Origin of the sequence: Polaromonas glacialis, from assembly GCF_000709345.1 — a bacterium.
GTDB lineage: Bacteria > Pseudomonadota > Gammaproteobacteria > Burkholderiales > Burkholderiaceae_C > Polaromonas > Polaromonas glacialis.
Genome location: NZ_KL448323.1, coordinates 3351541 through 3372788 on the forward strand (window position 1 = coordinate 3351541; position 21248 = coordinate 3372788).

The 21248-nt window shown below is 59.9% G+C and carries 20 protein-coding genes and 1 riboswitch; of the genes, 14 read left to right on the forward strand and 6 right to left on the reverse strand.

Translation table 11 applies throughout. The annotated features are described in order from the left end of the window. Nucleotides 1-48: 48 nt before the first annotated feature. Nucleotides 49-1155 (reverse strand): DNA polymerase III subunit beta, encoded by a 1107-nt coding sequence (gene dnaN / locus EC86_RS0116450; RefSeq protein WP_029526865.1) that lies wholly within the window; start codon nt 1153-1155, stop codon nt 49-51. Nucleotides 1156-1398: 243 nt separating this feature from the next. Then, nucleotides 1399-2799 (reverse strand): chromosomal replication initiator protein DnaA, encoded by a 1401-nt coding sequence (gene dnaA / locus EC86_RS0116455; RefSeq protein ID WP_029526866.1) that lies wholly within the window; start codon nt 2797-2799, stop codon nt 1399-1401. 824 nt (nt 2800-3623) lie between these two features. On the opposite strand from dnaA, the gene rpmH reads away from it, so the two are divergent. The 6 genes from rpmH to EC86_RS0116485 all read left to right on the forward strand — a co-directional run bounded on the left by rpmH (nt 3624) and on the right by EC86_RS0116485 (nt 8365). Next, complete coding sequence (gene rpmH, locus EC86_RS0116460) at nt 3624-3758, forward strand: 50S ribosomal protein L34 (protein WP_007862708.1); 135 nt, start codon at nt 3624-3626, stop codon at nt 3756-3758. A 56-nt stretch (nt 3759-3814) separates the two neighbouring features. Continuing rightward, complete coding sequence (locus EC86_RS0116465) at nt 3815-4225, forward strand: ribonuclease P protein component (protein ID WP_029526867.1); 411 nt, start codon at nt 3815-3817, stop codon at nt 4223-4225. After that, nucleotides 4222-4539 carry a membrane protein insertion efficiency factor YidD gene (yidD, locus tag EC86_RS0116470; RefSeq protein ID WP_051675997.1) on the forward strand — a complete coding sequence of 106 codons (318 nt, stop codon included), beginning with the start codon at nt 4222-4224 and terminating at the stop codon, nt 4537-4539. Before EC86_RS0116465 ends, yidD begins: the two co-directional genes overlap by 4 nt. Next, nucleotides 4536-6245, forward strand: a complete 1710-nt coding sequence (yidC, locus tag EC86_RS0116475) for a membrane protein insertase YidC (RefSeq protein WP_029526869.1) — start codon at nt 4536-4538, stop codon at nt 6243-6245. Before yidD ends, yidC begins: the two co-directional genes overlap by 4 nt. Nucleotides 6246-6286: 41 nt before the next feature. Next, complete coding sequence (gene mnmE, locus EC86_RS0116480; protein ID WP_029526870.1) at nt 6287-7723, forward strand: tRNA uridine-5-carboxymethylaminomethyl(34) synthesis GTPase MnmE; 1437 nt, start codon at nt 6287-6289, stop codon at nt 7721-7723. A 150-nt stretch (nt 7724-7873) separates the two neighbouring features. Then, the gene (locus tag EC86_RS0116485; RefSeq protein ID WP_029526872.1) at nt 7874-8365 is read left to right on the forward strand and encodes a Crp/Fnr family transcriptional regulator; all 492 of its coding nucleotides are present in this window, start codon (nt 7874-7876) and stop codon (nt 8363-8365) included. A 163-nt stretch (nt 8366-8528) separates the two neighbouring features. Here the strand turns inward: EC86_RS0116485 and EC86_RS0116490 are convergent, their stop codons facing one another. Continuing rightward, nucleotides 8529-9074, reverse strand: a complete 546-nt coding sequence (locus tag EC86_RS0116490) for a histidine phosphatase family protein (RefSeq protein WP_029526874.1) — start codon at nt 9072-9074, stop codon at nt 8529-8531. 14 nt (nt 9075-9088) lie between these two features. Beyond that, on the reverse strand, nt 9089-11074 hold the full coding sequence (locus EC86_RS0116495; protein ID WP_029526875.1) for a monovalent cation:proton antiporter family protein: 1986 nt from the start codon (nt 11072-11074) through the stop codon (nt 9089-9091). A gap of 93 nt (nt 11075-11167) precedes the next feature. On the opposite strand from EC86_RS0116495, the gene EC86_RS0116500 reads away from it, so the two are divergent. From EC86_RS0116500 to lptC, 3 genes are all read left to right on the forward strand, one after another. Then, entirely contained in the window at nt 11168-12160 is a 993-nt protein-coding gene (locus EC86_RS0116500) for a KpsF/GutQ family sugar-phosphate isomerase (protein ID WP_029526876.1), read from the forward strand. A gap of 1 nt (nt 12161) precedes the next feature. Then, on the forward strand, nt 12162-12779 hold the full coding sequence (locus EC86_RS0116505; RefSeq protein WP_029526877.1) for a KdsC family phosphatase: 618 nt from the start codon (nt 12162-12164) through the stop codon (nt 12777-12779). A 95-nt stretch (nt 12780-12874) separates the two neighbouring features. Next, on the forward strand, nt 12875-13483 hold the full coding sequence (gene lptC, locus EC86_RS0116510) for an LPS export ABC transporter periplasmic protein LptC (protein ID WP_051675999.1): 609 nt from the start codon (nt 12875-12877) through the stop codon (nt 13481-13483). Nucleotides 13484-13660: 177 nt separating this feature from the next. Here lptC and EC86_RS0116520 read toward each other — a convergent pair whose 3' ends face one another. Further along, nucleotides 13661-14134 carry an RNA recognition motif domain-containing protein gene (locus tag EC86_RS0116520; RefSeq protein WP_029526879.1) on the reverse strand — a complete coding sequence of 158 codons (474 nt, stop codon included), beginning with the start codon at nt 14132-14134 and terminating at the stop codon, nt 13661-13663. Between the two features lie 321 nt (nt 14135-14455). Next, complete coding sequence (locus tag EC86_RS0116525) at nt 14456-15658, reverse strand: ammonium transporter (RefSeq protein WP_029526880.1); 1203 nt, start codon at nt 15656-15658, stop codon at nt 14456-14458. A gap of 170 nt (nt 15659-15828) precedes the next feature. Next, a riboswitch (yybP-ykoY riboswitch) is annotated at nt 15829-15982 on the forward strand. A 58-nt stretch (nt 15983-16040) separates the two neighbouring features. Here EC86_RS0116525 and EC86_RS0116530 point away from each other — a divergent pair. The 5 genes from EC86_RS0116530 to chrA all read left to right on the forward strand — a co-directional run bounded on the left by EC86_RS0116530 (nt 16041) and on the right by chrA (nt 21245). Next, nucleotides 16041-16607: a TMEM165/GDT1 family protein gene (locus EC86_RS0116530; protein WP_029526881.1), complete on the forward strand. Its 567-nt coding sequence runs from the start codon at nt 16041-16043 to the stop codon at nt 16605-16607. 221 nt (nt 16608-16828) lie between these two features. After that, nucleotides 16829-18055, forward strand: coding sequence for a homoserine O-acetyltransferase MetX (metX, locus tag EC86_RS0116535; protein WP_029526882.1), 1227 nt, complete (start codon nt 16829-16831; stop codon nt 18053-18055). Next, nucleotides 18052-18660 (forward strand): methionine biosynthesis protein MetW, encoded by a 609-nt coding sequence (gene metW / locus EC86_RS0116540; protein WP_051676001.1) that lies wholly within the window; start codon nt 18052-18054, stop codon nt 18658-18660. Before metX ends, metW begins: the two co-directional genes overlap by 4 nt. Nucleotides 18661-18672: 12 nt before the next feature. Then, a complete protein-coding gene (locus EC86_RS0116545) occupies nt 18673-19875 on the forward strand; it encodes a PDDEXK-like family protein (protein ID WP_084181400.1) in 1203 nt (400 codons plus the stop codon). Next, a complete protein-coding gene (chrA, locus tag EC86_RS0116550; RefSeq protein WP_029526886.1) occupies nt 19875-21245 on the forward strand; it encodes a chromate efflux transporter in 1371 nt (456 codons plus the stop codon). The genes EC86_RS0116545 and chrA overlap by 1 nt, the downstream gene beginning before the upstream one ends. The last annotated feature ends 3 nt before the right edge of the window (nt 21246-21248 follow it).

The window sequence follows — 21248 nt, forward strand, 5'->3', positions numbered from 1 at the left end:
TCGCGGGTCTGTCTCTAGCGCGTCAGCGTTTTAGCGCTTGGACCGGCCTCAAATCCGCATCGGCATCACGACGTATTTGAAAGCGGCGTTGTCAGGAATGGTGAGCAGTGCCGAGCTGTTGGAGTCGGCCAGCTCGATCTTCACCATGTCCTGGTTCATGTTGTTCAGGGCGTCGATCAGGTAGGTCACGTTGAAGCCGATCTCGATCGAGTCGCCGCCGTAGTCGATGTCGAGTTCATCGACCGCCTCTTCCTGCTCGGCATTGTTCGATGCCACGCGCAGCGTGCCGGGCTCGAGGTTCAGCCGCACGCCCTTGAATTTTTCACTGGTCAGAATCGCGGTGCGTTGCAGGCTGGCCAGCAGGGGCGCGCGGCCCAGCGTGATGATGTTCTTGTGGTTCTTTGGAATCACGCGGTTGTAGTCGGGAAACTTGCCTTCGACCAGCTTGGTCACGAATTCCATGCCTTCAAAGCTGAACTTGGCCTGGTTGCCGGCAAACTGCATCTCGATCGCGCCTTCCTTGTCGCTGAGCAGGCGCTGCATTTCCAGCACCGTCTTGCGCGGCAGGATCACTTCCTGCTTGGGCACTTCCACATCGAGCGTGGCCGACGAGAACGCCAGCCGGTGGCCATCGGTGGCGACCAGGCTCAGCTGCTTGCCTTCGGCGACGAACAAGATGCCGTTGAGGTAGTAGCGGATGTCATGCACCGCCATGGCGAACGACACCTGGTTCAGCAGTTCCTTCAGCACCTTTTGCGGCACGGAGAACACCGGGCCAAAGCTGGCGGCTTCCTGCACCAGCGGAAAGTCCTCGGCGGGCAGGGTTTGCAGCGTGAAGCGGCTTTTTCCGCCTTTCAGGATCAGCTTGTTCTGCGCCGATTCAAGCGACACCGTCTGGTCGCTGGGCATGGAGCGCAGCACATCGATCAGCTTGCGGGCACCCACAGTCGTGGTGAAGTCGCCGTCATCGCCGCCGAGTTCGGCGGTGGTGCGGATCTGGATTTCCAGGTCGCTGGTCGTGAGCTGCAGCTGCGCACCCGTCTTGCGGATCAGCACATTTGCCAGGATGGGCAAGGTGTGCCTGCGCTCCACGATGCCGGCGACCGATTGCAGTACGCCTAAAAACTTGTCTTGGGTGGCTTTCAGAACGATCATGTTTTCCTCTATCTATGTCTTTAGTTCTTTAATTCAAATTAGTAGCAGTAGTAAGGGCGGCGCCTTTCTGTGGACAGCACCATTATTCCCTTTTCAATCAAGCACTTGGCGTTTGTTTAACCTTGTGTTGCAGCGCCGTGCGGGCTGCATGTCAAACATGAACAACTTTCGATTGTCATCTGCTCCTGTGGATAAGTCATGACTTGTTCAAAACTTGTCCACAGCTTTAAAAGTTCGTGATTGTCAGCCCTTGAGTGTTTGCTCCAGCACATGGAGCTGCTGGTTGAGTTCGGTCATCAGCTGGCGTTCGGCGGCCATCTTGCGTACCGCATGCAGCACGGTGGTGTGATCGCGTCCGCCGAACAGCTCGCCGATTTCGGGCAGGCTTTTTTGCGTCAGTTCCTTGGCCAGGTACATGGCGATCTGGCGCGGCCGGGCAATACTGGCCGGCCGCTTTTTCGAATACATGTCGGCGACCTTGATCTTGTAGTAGTCGGCCACCGTTTTCTGGATGTTTTCCACCGAAATCTGCCGGTTCTGGATCGACAGCAGGTCGCGCAGCGCTTCACGCGCCAGCTGGATCGAGATTTCCTTGTGGTTGAAGCGCGAGTACGCCAGGATCTTGCGCAGCGCGCCCTCGAGTTCGCGCACGTTGGAGCGGACATTTTTGGCCACGAAAAACGCCACTTCCTCGGGCATCACCGCACCCTCGACATCGGCCTTGCGGATCAGGATGGCAACGCGCATTTCCAGTTCGGGTGGCTCAATCGCCACCGTCAGGCCCGAATCAAAGCGCGACACCAGTCGCTCGTGAATGTCCGTCAGGCCCTTGGGATAGGTGTCGCTGGTCATCACGATGTGCGACTTTTTCGTCAGCAAGGCTTCAAACGCATTGAAGAACTCTTCCTGCGTGCGGTCCTTGTTGGCGAGGAACTGCACGTCGTCGATCAGCAGCAGATCGAGCGAGTGGTAGCGCTCCTTGAACTCGTCAAACGTCTTGCGTTGGTAGGCCTTGACCACGTCCGAGACAAACTGCTCGGCGTGGATATACAACACCTTGGCCGCCGGGTTGTCGGCCATCAGCTTGTTGCCGATCGCATGCATCAAATGGGTTTTCCCCAGGCCGACGCCGCCGTAGATAAACAGCGGGTTGTAGAGCTGGCCCAGGCTGCTGGCGACATGCAGCGCCGCGGCGCGGCCCATGCGGTTGGCCGTGCCTTCGATCAGCGTATCGAACGTCAGGGCGGAATTGAGCCGGTTCTTGAAAGCCGAACCGGCGGCATCTTCTGCCGCTGCGATGGTGGAGGCCTGTTCGGCGATGCCTGCGGCAGCGTCGAATTTTCGGACCAGCGGCTCTGACTTCGTGGGCGCCTCCCGGGGCGCAAGGGTCAGTTCGATCGGGATTCGCCGGCCAGAAACCTGTTCAAGCAGCGCCGCAATCCGCGCCGCATACTGCGCCCGGACCCAGTCGAGCTTGAAGCGGTTGCCGACCTGGACCGTCGCCTTGGACAGGTCGGCCGAAATGACCACCACCAGCGGCCGTATCCAGGTATTGAACTGCTGCTCAGGCAACTCCTGGGCCAGATGGTCAACGCAGATTTGCCACAAATCGTCGGTCTGACCCGACACGGACACTTCGCTCATGACAATTTTTGTCCTGCGAGCCAGTGCAAAGCAGCCGCCCGCCGCTTGTGGATATTGTTAATTTTGAGCACCCGCAATTGTAGTCGGGGTGGCCGGTTATCCACAAATCAGGGATTTTCAAAACGTGCCTGTGCTGCCTGTTCCCGCGAGCCAACAGTATTTTTATCCAACCAGTGAAATTTTTATTGCGAGCCAACCAGCACAAGGACTGCACATGACAGGCACAGGCCAAACCCTGGGGATAACTTTCTGGCAACTCATGACTTATCCACAGGCCCCGCCCAAAACCGAAAGTTGTTCATATCGGGCAGGCTGATTGCATGGCGCCTTGCCACATGGTTAAACAAACGCCAAGCCCATGATTTAAAACAGAAAAAACGGACTGTCCACAGAAAAGCGCAGCCTTTACTACTGCTACTAATTTGAATTAAAGAATTGAAGATAAAGACAGGGGAAAGCCGCGCCATAAAACTGCTGCGGTGATTTCAGTCATTTCGCACGCTTCAGGGCTGGAATCGAGTCTCTCAGGACCTGGATTTCGGCATTTCCCCGCAGTCCGGCTGTCTTCTTGGTTGCCAGCATCAGGAAATCTGTAATAATCACGGGTTTTCCCGATTCGTAGCGGCTTGAGGCTGCCTGCGCAGCTTTGTGTGTGACTTCGTCTCGAATTCACCTTTCAGGGTGGAGCAGATGTGTTGCCGGTTGTCGAGACTTGCCAGATTGGCCTTGGTCTCGTACAGCTACCCAAGATCATTCGAATCGCCAAATGAAGCTTTACAGCTGACAGCCCAGTAACAAGCCCGTTAGGGCCACCAGGATTTATCATGAAACGCACCTACCAACCCTCTAAAGTCAAGCGCGCCCGCACCCACGGTTTCCTGACCCGCATGAAAACCCGCGGTGGCCGCGCAGTGATTGCTGCCCGCCGCGCCAAAGGCCGCAAACGCCTGGCTGTCTAAGCTGGTTTTCCGCGGGCAATCCGGTACTTCCGCGCTTGAACTGATGCTGGGCACCAGTGCAGCGGCTTAAGACCCGGGCGCAGTTCCAGGCCGTCCTGGCCGGAACCATCATTGCAAAAACACCGCACTTTGCCTTGCACCGGAACCGGCTTGAGGCCGGGAGCGCGGCTTTACGGACTGACACACCAGCGGAGCCCGCCAGATTGTTTCGTGAGCAGGACATGTGGATCGGTGCGATGGTTCCCAAACGCTGGGCCAAGCGGGCCGTGACGCGCAACGCCATCAAAAGACAAATTTACACGGTGAGTGCTGATTTTTCCCAGGTGTATCCGCAGGCTGCGTTCGTGGTTCGCCTGCGCAGCGGCTTTGCCCGCACGGAGTTTGTCAGTGCCGTCTCCGAGCAGCTCAGGCAGGCTGTCCGCCATGAAATTCAAACCCTGATGCAAGCTGGAGCCAAGGCCGCATGAGCCGTATTTTGACCACCTTGGTGCGCTTTCCGCAAAAGGCCTTGATGGGCCTGGTCATGGCTTACCGCTTGCTGATCAGCCCTGCGCTGGGTTCAAACTGCCGTTTTGAGCCAAGCTGTTCGGCTTACTCCCTTCAGGCACTGGGCCAGCATGGCGCACTGGCAGGCAGCTACCTGACATTGCGCCGCCTGGCGCGCTGCCATCCCTGGTGCGATGGCGGGAACGATCCTGTGCCGCCGCCACAATCTGCCTCTTTTTTCAGCCGCCTGCTCACGCCTGCGGCTTCCATTCCTTCTAAAAAGACGCCGTCATGAACGACATCCGCCGCACCATCTTGTGGGTGATTTTTGGTTTTTCCATGGTTTTGTTGTGGGACCAGTGGCAGGTCTTTCATGGCAAAAAAGCCACATTTTTCCCGTCGAGCACCCAGACGGCCACATCGCCTGTCGCCGCTGCGCCAGCGTCTGCCGGCAGCGCCGCCGTGCCGTCGCCTGCTGCCAGCGTTGTGCCCGGTTCTCCGGCTGCGGTGCCTTCTGGTGCGCCATCGGTTGCACCGTCTGCCGCCAGGGAGCGCCTGGTCGTCAACACCGATGTGCTTTCCCTGACGTTCGACAGCGAAGGCGGAACCCTGGTTCATTCGGCCTTCATCAAGTACAAGGACATGACCCACAAAGAGCAGGGGTTCGTGCTGCTGGATGAAAGCACGAACCGTGTCTATGTGGCGCAGACCGGCCTGATTGCCGGCAGCAACGGCGGCACGCTCCCCACGCACAAGACGCCGATGACCTTGCTGCCGGGCGAGCGCGAATTCAAGGAGGGGCAAAACGAGTTGCTGGTCCAGTTTGAATCCGCCGACCTGGGCGGCGTGAAACTGCTCAAGACCTACACCATCAGGCGCGGCGCCTATGACCTGGCGGTGCGCCATGAAGTCATCAACACCGGCAGCACGCCGGTGGCTCCGCAGCTCTACCTGCAACTGGTGCGCGACGGCAACAAGCCGCCTGGCGAATCGTCGTTTTATTCGACCTTTACCGGCCCGGCCATCTACACCGAAGCCAAGAAATACCAGAAAGTTGAATTCAAGGACATTGAAAACAACAAAGTCGATGTCGAGAAGCAGGCGACCAACGGCTACGTGGCCATGGTGCAGCATTACTTTGCATCGGCCTGGATACTGCCTGACGGCCTGAAACGCGACCTGTTTCTGCGCAAGGTCGATACCAACCTGTATGCCGTCGGCATGATCACGCCGCTGGACCCGATTGCCCCGGGCGCCACCAAAACCATCGATTCGAAATTTTTCGTCGGCCCTCAGGAAGAAAAAGTCCTTGAATCACTGTCGCCCGGCCTGGAACTGGTGAAGGATTACGGCTGGTTGACGATCCTTGCCAAGCCGCTCTACTGGCTGCTCGACAAACTGCACAGTTTCATCCAGAACTGGGGCTGGTCCATCGTGGCCCTGGTGTTGCTGCTGAAAATCGCTTTTTACTGGCTCAATGCCAAGGCCTATGCCAGCATGGCCAAGATGAAGGCGATCAACCCCAAGATCACCGAAATGCGTGAACGCCTGAAAGACAAGCCGCAGGAAATGCAGCAGGCGATGATGAAGATCTACCGCGAGGAAAAAGTCAACCCGATGGGCGGCTGCTTCCCGATCATGGTGCAGATTCCGGTCTTCATCGCGCTCTATTGGGTGCTGCTGTCCAGCGTCGAGATGCGCAATGCGCCGTGGATTCTGTGGATCAGGGATTTGTCTTCACCGGACCCGTTTTACATCCTGCCGGTGGTGATGGCCCTGACGACGATGCTGCAGACCGCCCTGAACCCCGCGCCGCCTGATCCGATGCAGGCCAAGCTGATGTGGTTCATGCCGCTGATCTTCAGCGTGATGTTCTTCTTCTTCCCGGCCGGTCTGGTGCTGTACTGGATCACCAACAACATCCTGTCGATTGCCCAGCAGTGGGTCATCAACACCCGGATGGGCGTGCCGCCGCAGTTCAACCTGCCGAAGTTCAGATAAACAAAAAGGGCCGCTCAGCGGCCCTTTACCATTGAGGCGTCATGCTGGCCCGCCATCACCATCCCATTGTTGCGATTGCCACCGCGCCGGGCCGCGGCGCCGTCGGAATCGTCCGTATTTCAGGCCGGGGCATTGCGCCGGTGGTTCAGGCACTGTGCGGCCGCGCACTTTCTCCACGCCAGGCGACCTACCTGGCCTTCCGGGATGCGGACGGGCAGGTCATCGACAAGGGGCTGGCGATTTTTTTTCCCGCCCCGCATTCGTTCACGGGCGAAGACGTGCTGGAACTGCAGGCGCATGGCGGCCCGGTCGTTCTGCAACTGTTGCTGGCGCGATGCCTTGAGGCGGCTTCTGCGGCCGACCCGGCGACCGGTCAGCCGGTGCTGGCGGCGTTGCGGGTGGCCGAGCCCGGCGAATTCTCCGAGCGGGCTTTCCTCAACGACAAGATTGACCTGGCCCAGGCCGAAGCCATTGCCGACCTGATCGACGCCAGCACCGAAACCGCCGCGCGGTCGGCAGCGCGCTCCATGTCGGGCGAGTTTTCGCAGGCTGTCAATCTGTTGCTGGAGCAGTTGATCCACCTGCGCATGCTGGTCGAGGCCACGCTCGATTTTCCCGAGGAAGACATCGATTTCCTGCAGCAGGCCGATGCGAACGGCCAGTTGCTGCGCCTGCAGGCGACGCTGGCCAGCGTCATGCAGCGCGCCACTCAGGGTGCGATTCTGCGCGAAGGCATCAAGGTCGTGATTGCCGGGCAGCCCAACGTCGGCAAAAGCTCGCTGCTCAATGCGCTGGCGGGCGCCGAACTGGCCATCGTGACCCCCGTCGCCGGCACCACCCGCGACAAGGTGTCGCAGCTGATCCAGATCGAAGGCGTGCCGCTGCATGTGGTGGACACGGCCGGTTTGCGCGAGGCGCTCGATGAAGTCGAAAAAATCGGCATCCAGCGGGCATGGGCCGAGATCGAAAGTGCCGATGCCGTGCTGTTCCTGCACGACCTGACGCGGCAGAACACCGGAGAAAGCATCGAAAACGCTATTGATTACATAGCTGAAGACGCCCGCCTGGAAAGCGCACTGGCTATAAAACTCTTAAAAAATACACCGGTCATCGATGTCTGGAATAAATCCGACATGGCCAGCGCGGAAACATTGCGCCAGGTGGACGGGGGCGTGTTGATTTCCGCCAAAACCGGGTTCGGCCTTGAGGCCCTGCGAGCGCGGTTGCTGCAGGTGGTGGGTTGGCAGGCTTCGCCCGAAGGGGTTTTCATGGCGCGTGAACGCCATGTCAGTGCATTGCGCAAGGTAAGCCTGCAATTGCTCACCGCCCGGGAACAGTTGGCCTCGGCGGTGCCCGCACTCGACCTGCTGGCCGAAGATTTGCGGCAGGCCCAGTTGCACCTGAGCTCGATCACGGGCGCGTTCAGCGCCGACGATTTGCTGGGCGAAATTTTTTCCAAATTCTGCATTGGAAAATAGCGGAAATTCTCTAAAACAAGGCATTGAAAAACCGTCTTTTTCTGTTTCCACCCTGTTTATTTTGGAAAAACAAAAAGCCCGACGTATCAAAAGTAAGTGAAAGTTCAATTGATACATGAGGTGTTGGGGCAAAGGTATCTTTGCAACATCATGAATGCACTACTTCCCGGCGCTATCCGTTTTGATGTCCAGACCCTGGCCCAGGTCATCCAGAACTGTGAGGCGAGTGACGCCTTGCGCTGTCGACTCAGCCAGCCACACTGGACGACGCTGGCGTCGTTCATGCATCCTTTTCCCTTGAACAAGGGTCAGGTCCTGATCGAGCAAGGCGCCCGGGACGCCACGCTGTATTTCATTGAAAGCGGCGCCTTGAGCGCCCATTGCAAGGATGAGAATGCAAAGGTCCAGACGGCCCTGGTCGGCGCAGGCACCGTGCTGGGAGAGGGTTCATTTTTTTCAAACCAGCCGCGCAGGGCGACGGTCTATGCATCAAGCCCGTGCAAGATGTGGTGTCTTACCTCGCTGCGTTTCAAGGACCTGGCCCGTCACCACAGTTCCATTGCGCTTGAACTGACGTTGGCGATGGGGGCAGTCATGGCCAGGCGCCTGTGCATTCCTCCCAAACGGGCGGCGGTGACTTGACACGCAATACACGCCAGTGATTTTTACCGCAGCAGCATCATCCTGACTGGCCTTTCATGGCGCTTTAAGGATTAAATCGATTTGCTACTGAATTAATAGCTGCTTGTGCAATGCAGAAGAGCGCAAACAGCCTGTTTGATGCGAAATTTTCTGTTTTCAAGGGTCAGGCAAAAGTACTTCGGGCAACAACTTTGCCCATGGCGTCAAGCACCAGCCCTTCACCCATCACCATGCCTTCCCCGGTCAGCGCGGTCATGTTGACCTGGTGCGTGACCCACACTTCAAACTTGCCTGCGGGCATACCCTTCAAAGCAGCACGCAACTGCGCAGTCTGCGCATCCGTGGCTCTGTATTCACCAAAAAAGGAGTTGAGCGCCGGCCAGACTCTGTGACGGCCAAATGCCAGGTCGGCAGTATCCTTGCAGCGGCACCAGGCGCTGGACTGGACAGCGCCGGGCTCCAAACCACGCGACTTGAACCATTGGCCGATGCGTTCGGCCTGGGCGCGTCCTTCGGCGCTGAGATTGCGCTGGGTGCTGCACCGGTCCAGTCGAAAGCCGGTGGGGTCGCCAACGCCCGGATCGGTCTGCGCATGGCGCAGAAGCACCACGCAGGCGCCAGCGCGCAATCGCGCGCCCAGCGCATCGGGCTGCGCCTGCGCCAGCCAGGGAGCGGCCAGCAATGCGCCGATAAATTGTCGTTTGTGCATGCAGGTGTGAACCGCTAGCCGTTCAAAAGTTTCTGTTCGGCCAGAGCAAGCGCTTCCGGCTTGCCCGATAGGACCAGGGTGTCGCCACCTTCCAGGTTGATGTTGTCCAGCGCCTTGAGTGTTTTGCCGTTGCTTCGCCTTAAGCTGACCACGCGCACATCGACCATCTGCAGTGCCATTTCGCCGAGTGTCTGACCGACCGAACTGAGGCCGGGAACCAGCGTCACGGTGGACAGGCGTTCCTGCTCCAGTTCGTCTGCCGTGTCATCGTCAGCACCCCGAAAATAACCGCGCAGCAGGTTGTAGCGAGCATCGCGCTGGTCCTGCACCACGCGAATCACGCGGCGCATGGGCACGCCCACCAGCGCCAGCGCATGGCTGGCTAGCATCAGGCTGCCTTCAATTGCTTCCGGAACCACTTCCGTTGCGCCGCCACCCTTGAGCTTTTCCAGGTCGCGGTCGTCCACCGTGCGCACAATGATCGGCACCGTGGGCGCATGGGTGCGTACATTGGCCAGCACTTTCAAGGCACTGGCAGTGTCCAGATAAGTCACCACCACGGCGCTGGCCCGTGCCAGTCCAGCTGCAATCAGCGCCTGCAAGCGAACCGCATCGCCAAACACCACGGAACTGCCTGCTGCAGCAGCTTGCCGCACGCGGTCTGGGTCCAGGTCCAGGGCAATATAAGGAATGCCTTCGCGCTCCAGCATGCGGCCCAGGTTCTGGCCGCACCGGCCGTAGCCGCAAATGATCACATGCCGGTTGGCGCTCATGGACTTGCTGGCAATCGTTGTCATCTGGAGCGACTGCTGCAGCCACTCGCTTGACACCAGCTTCATCACGATGCGGTTGGCGTAGAGGATGATGAAAGGCGTGGCCAGCATCGACAGCACCATGCTCGCCAGGATGGGATTCATCAAGTCCGTCGGTATGAGCTTGCTGCCTTGCGCCAGCGACAGCAGTACAAAGCCAAACTCGCCGGCTTGCGCCAGGTACAGGCCGGTGCGCAGCGATACGCCTTCGGTCGCTCCCAGCGCGCGCGCCAGCACCGTGACCAGGATCAGCTTGAACAATACCGGCAGCGTCAGCAGCATCAGCACCAATGCCCAATGGTCAACGACCTGGTGCCAGTCGAGCATCATGCCGACGCTGATGAAGAAAAGCCCCAGCAGCACATCGTGAAAAGGGCGGATGTCGGTTTCGACCTGGTGCTTGTACTGGGTTTCGGAAATCAGCATGCCCGCGATAAAGGCGCCCAGCGCCAGGCTCAGTCCAGCGAGTTCGGTCAGCCATGCCAGCGCCAGCGTCACCAGCAGCAGATTGAGTACAAACAACTCCTCACTCTTGCGCCGCGCGACGATCGTGAGCCACCAGCGCATGAGGCGCTGCCCGCCCGTCAGCAGCAGGCCCAGCAGCATTGCAGCCTTCAGCGCGGCGATGCCCAGGCCCCTGAACAGTTCGTCGGCGGGCGATCCGAGCGCGGGAATGATCACCAGCAGCGGCACCACGGCCAGATCCTGGAAAAGCAGGACGCCCATCACCCGCTTGCCATGCTCGGACGCCATTTCCAGCCGCTCGGCCAGGAGCTTGACCACAATGGCGGTGCTGCTCATGGCCATAGCGCCCGACAGCGACAGCGCGGTTTGCCACTGCATGGTCCAGAGCGTCGGCGCCACGACCGCCAAAAACAGGGAACCCGCGGTGACCAGCAGCATCGTGAGCGCCACCTGAAGCAGGCCGAGGCCAAACACATGGCGGCGCATTGATCGCAGCTTGGGCAGGTTGAATTCCAGTCCGATCACGAACATCAGGAATACGACACCAAACTCGCCCAGGTGGCGCACGCCTTCGGAGTCCTTCGACAAGGCCAGCGCATGCGGGCCGATCACCACGCCGACGGCCAGGTAGCCGAGCATGGGCGGCAATTTGAACGAGCGGCAAATGACCACTCCCAGCACGGCGGCCAGCAGGTACAAAAGGGTCAGTTCAAGCGCGCTCATTGGCTGATGGTAGCTGAAGGATATGGCGTGGCTGGCCCGTCTGGTTGGCCTTCCGGCATGGCTGGTTGTGACAGGCATCGATAGAATGCAGCCATGAATTTTGATGCCGCGACTATTAATGCCGGGCAGGTTTTGAGCCTGGCCAGAAAAACGTTCGAGATTGAAGCCGCTGCCGTGCTGGACCTGGCCAGCCGGATCGGCGATGAGTTTGTTCAGGCGGTCGCGCTGATGGTTGCCTGCCCTGGCCGCGTGGTGGTCATGGGCATGGGGAAAAGCGGTCACATTGGCCGAAAGATTGCCGCCACACTGGCTTCTACCGGTACCGCGGCCATGTTTGTTCATCCGGCTGAAGCCAGCCATGGCGATCTTGGGATGATTCAGGCCAGCGACGTGGTGCTGGCCATTTCCAACAGCGGCGAAAGCGAGGAACTGGTCGCGATTCTTCCCGTGTTGGGCCGCCTGGGCGTGGCGCTCGTCGCCATCACTGGTGGCCGGGAATCCACGCTGGCCAAGCAGGCCCGCATCACACTCGACACCAGTGTTGCCAGGGAAGCCTGCCCGCTGAATCTCGCGCCGACGGCCAGCACCACGGCGCAGCTCGCCATGGGTGATGCGCTGGCCGTGGCGTTGCTTGATGCACGCGGCTTTCGGGAAGAGGATTTTGCCCGTTCGCACCCCGGCGGTGCGCTGGGCCGCAAGTTGCTGACCCATGTGAGCGACGTGATGCGCAGCGGCAGCGCTGTTCCGCAGGTCGTTGCCCAAACCTCCTTTACCGATCTCATGCGCGAGATGAGCGCCAAGGGACTGGGCGCTGCGGCTGTCGTGGACAGCCGCCAGCAGGTCATCGGAATTTTTACCGATGGCGACTTGCGCCGTCTGGTCGAAAAAGGCGTGGATTTGCGAAGCCTTACAGCCATTGACGTGATGCATGCCGACCCGCGTACGGTAAGCACAAGTGCGCTTGCGGTGCAAGCCGTGGCGCTGATGGAACAGCACCGCATCAACAGCGTCCTGGTGGTGGATGAAACCGGGAGGCTTTGCGGCGCTCTCAGCAGCAACGACCTGATGCGTGCGAAAGTCATCTGACATGCCAGTCCCTTGTCCTGCAACGGCTCAGCCGAACCTGAATTTTTCACCGGAACTGCTGCTGCGGGGCCAGGGCGTCAAGGTTGCGTTTTTCGACGTGGATGGTGTCTTGACCGATGGCGGACTGTATTTTTCGGAATATCCGGACGGACATGAACACGCCCGGGCGGTGGACGGGTTCAGGTCGTCCGGCGAAATCATCAAACGCTTCAACACACTGGATGGTCAAGGGCTCAAGCTGCTGCAAAAAGTGGGCATCACGCCCGTTGTCATCACTGGCCGGGACAGTTCCGTGCTGCGCGGGCGCCTGCGGGCGCTGGGGATCCACCATTGCCACTTCGGAACCGAAGACAAGCGCCCGGCTGCCGAGCAGACCCTGAAGGCCCTTGGGCTGGACTGGAGCGCAGCTGCTGCGATGGGCGACGACTGGCCGGATCTGCCCGTCATGAGCCGCTCGGCATTGAGTTGCGCGCCGGCCAATGCCCACCTGGAGGTCAGGTCGCGCGCCCATCACGTCACCCTGGCCCGGGGAGGGGAGGGAGCCGCTCGTGAATTTTGCGATTTGCTGCTGGTTGCCGGCGGCCACTATGCCGGGCTGCTACGCGAGTACGCTGCATGACGAATACCCTGGACAGCCGTACAACCCCTGGCAAGTTCAAGGTATCCCCCAAAAGTGGATGGCGAAAATTCCTGTCCCTCTGGGACCGGACGGCCATGTACATGCCGCTTCTCATGATGGGAGCCCTGGCCTTGGGAACCTATTGGCTGGTGCGCAACACGCCGACTTTCAGCGCCCCGGAAGCGGTCAAAGAGGTGATGCACGAGGTGGATTATTTCATGCAGGATTTCACCATCAAGACCTTTGATGAGGATGGAAAACTCAAAAGTGAAATTGCAGGAACGGAGGCCCGGCATTTCGCCGATACCGACATTCTGGAAATCGACCAGGCGCGGATCCACAGCATCAATGTCAACAAGCAACTCACCACAGCCACTGCCAATCGGGCTTATTCAAACGGCGACGGCTCTGAGGTCCAATTGACCGGCAATGCACGGGTAGTGCGTGAAGCAAGCCGTGACGCACAAGGCAAGGAAGCGCCGAGGCTGGAATTTCGCGGTGAATTCCTGCATGCGTTTTTGAATGAAGAACGCGTCCAGTCGCATCTGCCCGTCGTCTTGATCCGAGGCGCTGACCAGTTCACTGGCAATGTTTTTACCTACAACAACCTCGACCAGGTGGCTGTTCTTACAGGCCGCGTTCGCGGGGTCTTGATGCCCAATTCAGCAAACCGACCCCTTGCCCCCGTTTCCAAACCCCGGTAAGGCGCGAACTGCTCCACTCGGGTTGTTTACTTGCCATGGATATATACAAGGAAAGGGAACTGAAATGCAAAACGGCTTCAAAACCGAAGTCTTGAAGCCGTTTCAGGCATTCTTTAATCAGAGACTAAAGAAGCTGTTTTTGCAGACCAGATGGCCTGACGGGAAATAGCGCAGAGCTTAGTAGCCGCCGCGTCCACCGCCGCCGCCGCCACCGGAGCGTCCGCCGCCAGCACCGCCGCCGCCGTACGGGCTACGGAAGCCACCGTCGCTGCCGCCGCCGGAAGAACGACCACCGCCGCCGCCGCCGTATCCACCGCCACCAGAGCGATCGCCGCCGCCGCCAGCGCCACCACCGTAGCCGCCACCACCGCCACCGAAACCACCGGTGCGTGGGGGACGTGCCTCCATCGGACGGGCTTCGTTTACTACAACGCTACGGCCGCCCAAAGGCTGACCGTTCATGCCGTTGATGGCAGCTTGTGCTTCAGCATCGCTGGCCATTTCGACAAAGCCAAAGCCCTTGGAGCGACCGGTGTCGCGTTCCATCATGACTTTGGCGCTGGTCACAGCGCCGAATTGACCAAAGGATTGTTGCAGGTCTTCGTCACGCACCGAGTAAGGCAGGTTGCCGACGTATAGTTTGTTGCCCATGAAGGGACTCCTCTAAAACACATAAATAAAAGCGATGGGGTCCCGAAAGCACAACAAATCTTGAACGTACCGCTGTAGCGCGCGAAACTTACCGATCACCTAACAAGTACAAACTTTGAATTTGCACTTGCATATTATGCTTCACTTCCCCAAAAGGACAACCGTGAAATTGCCCCTGAAAGGCCTTGCTACCAAGAGTTGGTAGGGGGAAACACTGACGCCCTGAAGTTTTTTGGAACCAAAGTCATTTGCGATTTGGGTTACGACTGTTGGTAAGTCAAAAGCGTCTTAATATCTTTTTGTCGTATTTGTAGCACAAAGTTACCAATTAACCTCGTGTTCAGGCGTTGCGCCAATGCGGTGAATCGACCGGTCGGCGCCTTCAAACTCTTCTTCCTGTGTCAACCGCAGCCCCATGGTCATTTTGAGTGCGCCGTACACCACGAATCCCATGAGCACCGCCCACGTCACGCCCATGAGCGTGCCGATCAGCTGCGCCCCAAAGCTGACGCCGCCCAGGCCGCCGAGCGCCTTGCTGCCAAAAATGCCTGCAGCCAGTCCGCCCCAGGTGCCGCACAGTCCATGCAGTGGCCAGACGCCGAGTACATCGTCGATTTTCCATTTGTTCTGCGTCAGCGTGAACATCACCACAAAGACCGCGCCTGCCACGCCGCCGACCACCAGCGCGCCCAGCGGATGCATGATGTCCGAACCCGCGCACACCGCCACCAGTCCGGCCAGCGGCCCGTTGTGTACAAAACCGGGGTCGTTCTTGCCAAAAGCCAGCGCCGCCAGTGTGCCGCCGACCATCGCCATCAGCGAGTTGACCGCCACCAGGCCGGAAATCTTGTCGAGCGTCTGCGCACTCATCACATTGAAGCCAAACCAGCCGACGACCAATATCCAGGCGCCCAGCGCCAGGAAGGGAATGCTGGACGGTGGATGCGCCGACATGGCGCCGTCCTTGCGGTAGCGGTTGCTGCGCGCGCCTAGCAACAGCACGGCGGGAAGCGCCAGCCAGCCGCCCAGCGCATGAACCACGACAGAGCCGGCAAAATCATGAAACTCGGTCCCGGTCAGCGACTTGATCAAGGCCTGCACGCCAAAGTGCTGGTTCCAGGCGATGCCTTCAAAAAAGGGGTAGACAAACCCGACGATGACCGCCGTTGCAATAAGCTGGGGATAAAAGCGCGCGCGCTCGGCAATCCCGCCCGAGATGATCGCCGGAATGGCGGCCGCGAAGGTCAGCAGGAAAAAGAACCGGACCAGCTCATAGCCGTTCCTCGCGGCCAGTTGCTCGGCGCCCACAAAAAAATGGGTGCCGTAGGCCACGCCATAGCCAACGGCAAAATACACCACCGTGGACACCGAAAAATCCACCAGGATCTTGACCAGCGCGTTGACCTGGTTCTTCTTGCGCACCGTGCCGAGTTCCAGAAAGGCAAAACCGGCATGCATCGCCAGCACCATGATGCCGCCCAACAAAATGAACAAGGCATCGGAGCCCTGTTTTAGTGCTTCCATAACGCGCTTTCCTCCAGTAAATGTGATGTATTGGTGCGTTTTTAATAAAATCTCAAAAACTGCACCAAAATAAAGCAAGAACTGCGCCGCGATAAAAGAGCCGTCATGGTGCATACGGGGCATTGCCGGAACCATTCCTGCGTTCATGGTCGCCGCTCGTCTCTATAATCCCGGCTGTCATTGGGGAGTAGCCGCCCTTCTTCACTGAGAGGGGTTTGCGTCAACAGACTTGTCTGGCCTTGCAACAAGGTCAACATGGCGCAAACAGTTTTTCAAACCTGGCGAGACCTTTGACTGCACAGCCTCCAGAACTTTTTAAAGCTTCAGGCCGGGGATGTCGTGCAGTCATAGGTTTTTAAAACCGGCTTGAGCTGTTTTTTTCATGGAAGCTTTCCTCGTCTCCACCGGTATCGTCGGCCTTGCTGAAATGGGCGACAAAACCCAGCTTCTTGCGCTGGTGCTCGCGGCCAAATTCAGACGGCCCTGGCCCATCGTCTGGGGCATTCTGGCCGCCACCATTGCCAACCATGCGATGGCGGGCGCACTCGGCGCCTGGGCGACCACCTTTATGGGTCCGCAAACCCTGCGCTGGATGCTGGGCATTTCCTTCATCGCCATGGCGGTGTGGATGCTGATTCCCGACAAGCTCGACGAGGATGACCTCGACAAGAAGCCGCCCCGCTTCGGCGTCTTCGGCACCACGGTGTTCGTGTTTTTCCTGGCGGAGATGGGCGACAAGACGCAGATTGCCACCGTGATGCTCGCCGCACGCTATGACGCCTATTTCTGGGTGGTCGCGGGCACCACGCTGGGCATGATGCTCGCCAATGCGCCGGTGGTCTGGCTGGGCAGCCGCTTCATGCACCTGATCCCGCTGCGCATAGTGCATGTCGTGTCGGCGCTGGTCTTCGCGGCGCTCGGCGTGCTGGCGCTGGCCGTGCCGGCCTAGATTGCTATACTGGCCAGGCGCCGATTTGCTCAGCTTGCGGGCGCGTAAAAAGTACGGCTAAAGACGATTCTCCCCATTAACCCGGACTCGCCTTAGCGATGCCGGGTTTTCTTTTTTGCCGCCCAAAGTTGCCGTTGTCCTGTCCCGAACCTGTACTGATTACCGTGGATTCACCCCTCACAGTGCCCATTGCCCCCGCCCTGGTTGCTACGCCAGCGTCCATGCATTTTGCCGAGCCGCTGCCCCTGCGCAGCGGCGCCTCGATCCGCGCCTATGACCTGAGCTATGAAACCTACGGCCAGCTCAACGCCGACAAATCCAACGCGGTGCTGGTCTGCCATGCGCTCAATGCGTCGCACCATGTGGCCGGCGTCTATCTGGACGAAGCCGGGCAGGTGCTGGACAAGTCCGAAGGCTGGTGGGACACCATGATCGGCCCCGGCAAGCCGCTCGATACCGACCGGTTTTTTGTCATTGGCGTGAACAACCTCGGTTCGTGCTTCGGCTCAACCGGGCCGATGCAGGTCAACCCCGACACGGGCGAAGTGTATGGTGCCGATTTTCCGGTCGTCACGGTGCAGGACTGGGTCAACGCGCAGGCCAGGCTGCTCGATGCGCTGGGCATCGAGACGCTGGCCGCCGTCATGGGCGGCAGCCTGGGCGGCATGCAGGCGCTGAGCTGGACGCTGCAATACGCCGGACGCGTGCGCCACGCCGTGGTGGTGGCCAGCGCGCCCAACCTGACCGCCGAGAACATCGCCTTCAACGAAGTCGCGCGCCGCGCCATCGTCACCGACCCGGATTTTCACGAAGGCCATTTCTACCGGCACGGCGTGCTGCCCAAGCGCGGCCTGCGCATCGCCCGCATGATCGGCCACATCACGTATTTGAGCGACGACGTGATGAACGAGAAGTTTGGACGACAGTTACGAGCCCCCACGCTTCCCGCTGCGCGTGGTTCGCTGCCCCCCGGGGGGGACGCTGCGCCTGCGAACCGGCAAAGCCGGATTCGCGGCCCTGGCTTGGACGGACTGCCAGCCGCTTTGGCCAACGCTGCGCCCTACCGCTACACCACCCAGGAAGTCGAGTTTGAAATCGAAAGCTACCTGCGCTACCAGGGTGACAAGTTCGCCGAATACTTCGACGCCAACACCTATTTGCTGATCACCCGCGCGCTCGACTATTTCGACCCGGCCGGCGAATTCGGCGGCGACCTGAGCCGTGCCCTGGCGCAGGCCAGCGCCAAGTTCTTGCTGGTCAGCTTCACCACCGACTGGCGGTTTTCCCCGGCGCGCAGCCGCGAGATCGTCAAGGCGCTGCTCGACAACCAGATTGACGTGAGCTACGCCGAAATCGACGCACCCCATGGTCATGATGCCTTTTTGCTCGATGACGCACGTTACATGGGCGTAGTGCGCTCCTATTTTAAGAGCAAGGTGGCGGCATGACCGGAACGACTCAACACGACGTGCAGCCGACGCCGGACCAGCTGTCGATTGCCCGGCTGGTGCCCCAGGGCTCGCGCGTGCTCGACCTGGGCTGCGGCAACGGCGCGCTGCTGGCCTACCTGATCAAGGAGCGCGGCTGCTCGGGCTATGGCGTCGAGATTGACGACGCCAACGTGCAGGCCTGCGTGGCGCGCGGCGTCAACGTGATCCAGTTCAATCTCGAAGACGGCCTGGCGCTGTTCGGCGACGACTCGTTCGACGTGGTGCTGCAGATCGACACGTTGCAGCATTTGCGCAATGCCGAAGTCATGCTGCGCGAAACAGCGCGCGTCGGCCGGATCGGCATCGTCGCCTTTCCCAACTTCGGCCACTGGCCGAACCGGCTGGCGGTGCTGCGCGGCCGCATGCCGGTGACCAAGGTGCTGCCCTACCAGTGGTACGACACGCCGAACATCCGCGTCGGCACGCTGCGCGACTTTGCCGCGCTCGCGGGCCAGAACCGGCTGCGGATTCTTGATTCGTTCGGCCTGCAGGATGGCCAGGAAATCCGCTTCTGGCCCAACGCGCGCGCCAGCCGCGCGGTGTTCAAGCTGCAGCGGGAATAACGACAGACCAGTATGGCTACACCGTCCGAAACTTCGTTTTCAGCACTGGCAGAGCTGTTGCCCCAACTGCACGGCTTCGCCAGTCGGCCAGTCCCTGAACTCAACTTCTTCGAGGCAGGCGGGCGAGGATTTGCCGAAAACCCGATCTCGGACATGATGGCCCTTTTCATGGGTGGCGGTCGTGGTGTCCCGCCGTGGCTGGCCAAAGCCTTGGTGCAATGCCTGCCACCAGAAGCGATGGCTGACTGCATTGATCAGGTGGACTGGTGCAGCGTCCAAGTTGAGCGGGAAGTGTGCATGGATGTCGAAGGCGAAGGTTCCAAGCGCTTGGACATTGTGCTGACTACCGATTGTTTCGTTCTCGGCATTGAAAACAAAGTTTTTGCCAACGCCAACCACAACCCCTTCCCCATCTACGAACAGCTGTTGAACCAGCGGGCTGGGACTGCTGGGGGTTTGCCAGTCTTCAAGTGCCTCACCGCGCCCAAAAAACAAGTGGCGGGCTGCCCCAGCGATTGGCTCATCATCAGCTATGGGGAGCTTTACAAGCAAGCCTTGGGGCAATGGGGCAAAGAAAGTATTGCCACGCCCTTCGGCAAGTGGCATGTCTTCTACCTGGAATTTCTGAACCACCTCAATATAGTGGCTCACCCCGAACTGGGAACACGCATGGACGACGCAGCACAAACCTTTGTCAAAGAGCATTTCTCTACCCTTCAGCAAGCGCGAATCCTGCTTGAGGAGTTCGATAAAGCCATCGACGAGCAGGGCCGCGAGGCTGTCTGCCGTGGGCTGGGGGAGGACACGCAGATCAGGCTCGGTTCAGCGATATGGGACGGGGGCACAATCAAAGTACGGCGGTTTTTCCCCGCATCGTGGGGAGGGAAATCACAACTGGTTCTGGCCTACCATCCAGATCAAGAGTACGCCGAAGATGGTATGTTGGGCTGGTTCGTTCGGGCTTACTTGCACGCTGAAGAGTTCGACTTCGTGCAACTGCGTGAAAAATTCGAGTCACTCCCTGAGACCCACCCCGCTTTCTATCCCATGAGCAGCAATGCCGCCCCGAAAGGCACTTGGACAGAAAGTAAAGGAAAATTGCTTGCTTTGGATGCTTGGCCCTCCACGTACACCCACGCAGGAGCACTTGAAGCTCTCGAAGCCCTAGCTTGCTGGATCAACAAGCAGTCACCACCACGCCCCAAAACGGACTGATGCACACCCAGCTCCCCCCGGCCACCATCACTTTTCCCCAAGCCTTGCGCTTTTGGCTGCTGCTCGGCTTCATCAGCTTTGGCGGGCCGGCCGGGCAGATTGCCATCATGCACCGCGAGCTAGTGGAAAAGCGCCGTTGGGTGTCTGAAAAGCGCTTTTTGCATGCGCTCAACTTTTGCATGGTGCTGCCCGGCCCCGAGGCGCAGCAGCTGGCGACCTACCTGGGCTGGCTGATGCACCGCACCCGGGGCGGCGTGGTGGCGGGAACCCTGTTTTTCCTGCCGTCGCTGGCGCTGCTGATCGTGCTGAGCTGGATCTACATGGCCTTTGGCCAGCAGCCGCTGGTGGCCGGGATTTTCTACGGCATCAAGCCGGCGGTGGCGGCCATCGTGCTGCACGCATTGCACCGCATTGCCAGTAAATCATTGGGAAATCCGCTGCTGGCGCCCGTGCCATGGGCGATAGCAGCTATGAGTTTCATAGCGATCTGGGCCTTGAAGCTGCCTTTTCCGCTGGTCGTCCTTAGCGCCATGCTGACGGGCGCCGTGCTGGCGCGCGTGGCACCCGGCAGCCTGGCGCACGGCAAGGGCCACGCGTCGGTAGCGCAAGGCGTTCGCGTCGCCTCCCTGATCGACGACGACACGCCGACGCCGCCCCATGCGCTGTTCAGCCGCTCGCGCCTGGCATGGGTGCTGCTGGCTGGCGCCGTGCTCTGGCTGGCGCCGATGGCGGCGCTGTTTTTCACCTATGGCTGGAGCGGCACGCTGACGCAGATCGGCTGGTTTTTCACCAAGGCCGCGCTGCTGACCTTTGGCGGGGCCTATGCCGTGCTGCCGTATGTGAACCAGATGGCGGTCGGGCATTACCAGTGGCTTACTACGGCGCAAATGATGGACGGCCTGGCGCTGGGCGAAACCACGCCCGGCCCGCTCATCATGGTGGTGGCGTTTGTCGGCTTTGTCGGCGGCTGGGTCAAGCAGGTGGCCGGGCCGGATGCGCTGTTCCTGGGCGCGGCCCTTGCCGCCTGCGTGGCGACGTGGTTCACCTTTTTGCCCTCGTTCATCTTCGTCCTGGCGGGCGGGCCGTGGGTCGAATCGACGCGCGGCAACCTCAGGCTGACCGCGCCACTGGCCGCCGTGACCGCCGCCGTGGTCGGCGTGATTGCCAACCTTGCTCTGTTTTTCATAGCTGCTATCGCTTATCCAGAAAGCGCAAATGGCCTTTTTGATGCCAATAATCCTGACTGGGTGGCGCTGACGCTGGCGCTAGGGGCTGCCCTGGGCCTGTGGCGCCTGAAGTGGGGTGTGATTCCGGTCATCGCCGCCTCGGCGGTCGCCGGGCTGCTGCTGCGCTGGTCCGGCCTGGCCTGAGCG

Coding starts and splice junctions, on each gene's coding strand:
- EC86_RS0116530 (WP_029526881.1), top strand. CDS start 16,041: ATGGAAGCTTTCCTCGTCTCCACCGGTATCGTCGGCCTTGCTGAAATG.
- EC86_RS0116485 (WP_029526872.1), top strand. CDS start 7,874: ATGAATGCACTACTTCCCGGCGCTATCCGTTTTGATGTCCAGACCCTG.
- yidC (WP_029526869.1), top strand. CDS start 4,536: ATGAACGACATCCGCCGCACCATCTTGTGGGTGATTTTTGGTTTTTCC.
- rpmH (WP_007862708.1), top strand. CDS start 3,624: ATGAAACGCACCTACCAACCCTCTAAAGTCAAGCGCGCCCGCACCCAC.
- EC86_RS0116490 (WP_029526874.1), bottom strand. CDS start 9,074: ATGCACAAACGACAATTTATCGGCGCATTGCTGGCCGCTCCCTGGCTG.
- mnmE (WP_029526870.1), top strand. CDS start 6,287: ATGCTGGCCCGCCATCACCATCCCATTGTTGCGATTGCCACCGCGCCG.
- dnaN (WP_029526865.1), bottom strand. CDS start 1,155: ATGATCGTTCTGAAAGCCACCCAAGACAAGTTTTTAGGCGTACTGCAA.
- EC86_RS0116495 (WP_029526875.1), bottom strand. CDS start 11,074: ATGAGCGCGCTTGAACTGACCCTTTTGTACCTGCTGGCCGCCGTGCTG.
- lptC (WP_051675999.1), top strand. CDS start 12,875: ATGTACATGCCGCTTCTCATGATGGGAGCCCTGGCCTTGGGAACCTAT.
- EC86_RS0116500 (WP_029526876.1), top strand. CDS start 11,168: ATGAATTTTGATGCCGCGACTATTAATGCCGGGCAGGTTTTGAGCCTG.
- EC86_RS0116520 (WP_029526879.1), bottom strand. CDS start 14,134: ATGGGCAACAAACTATACGTCGGCAACCTGCCTTACTCGGTGCGTGAC.
- metX (WP_029526882.1), top strand. CDS start 16,829: ATGCATTTTGCCGAGCCGCTGCCCCTGCGCAGCGGCGCCTCGATCCGC.
- chrA (WP_029526886.1), top strand. CDS start 19,875: ATGCACACCCAGCTCCCCCCGGCCACCATCACTTTTCCCCAAGCCTTG.
- EC86_RS0116505 (WP_029526877.1), top strand. CDS start 12,162: ATGCCAGTCCCTTGTCCTGCAACGGCTCAGCCGAACCTGAATTTTTCA.
- EC86_RS0116525 (WP_029526880.1), bottom strand. CDS start 15,658: ATGGAAGCACTAAAACAGGGCTCCGATGCCTTGTTCATTTTGTTGGGC.
- yidD (WP_051675997.1), top strand. CDS start 4,222: ATGAGCCGTATTTTGACCACCTTGGTGCGCTTTCCGCAAAAGGCCTTG.
- dnaA (WP_029526866.1), bottom strand. CDS start 2,799: ATGAGCGAAGTGTCCGTGTCGGGTCAGACCGACGATTTGTGGCAAATC.
- EC86_RS0116545 (WP_084181400.1), top strand. CDS start 18,673: ATGGCTACACCGTCCGAAACTTCGTTTTCAGCACTGGCAGAGCTGTTG.
- metW (WP_051676001.1), top strand. CDS start 18,052: ATGACCGGAACGACTCAACACGACGTGCAGCCGACGCCGGACCAGCTG.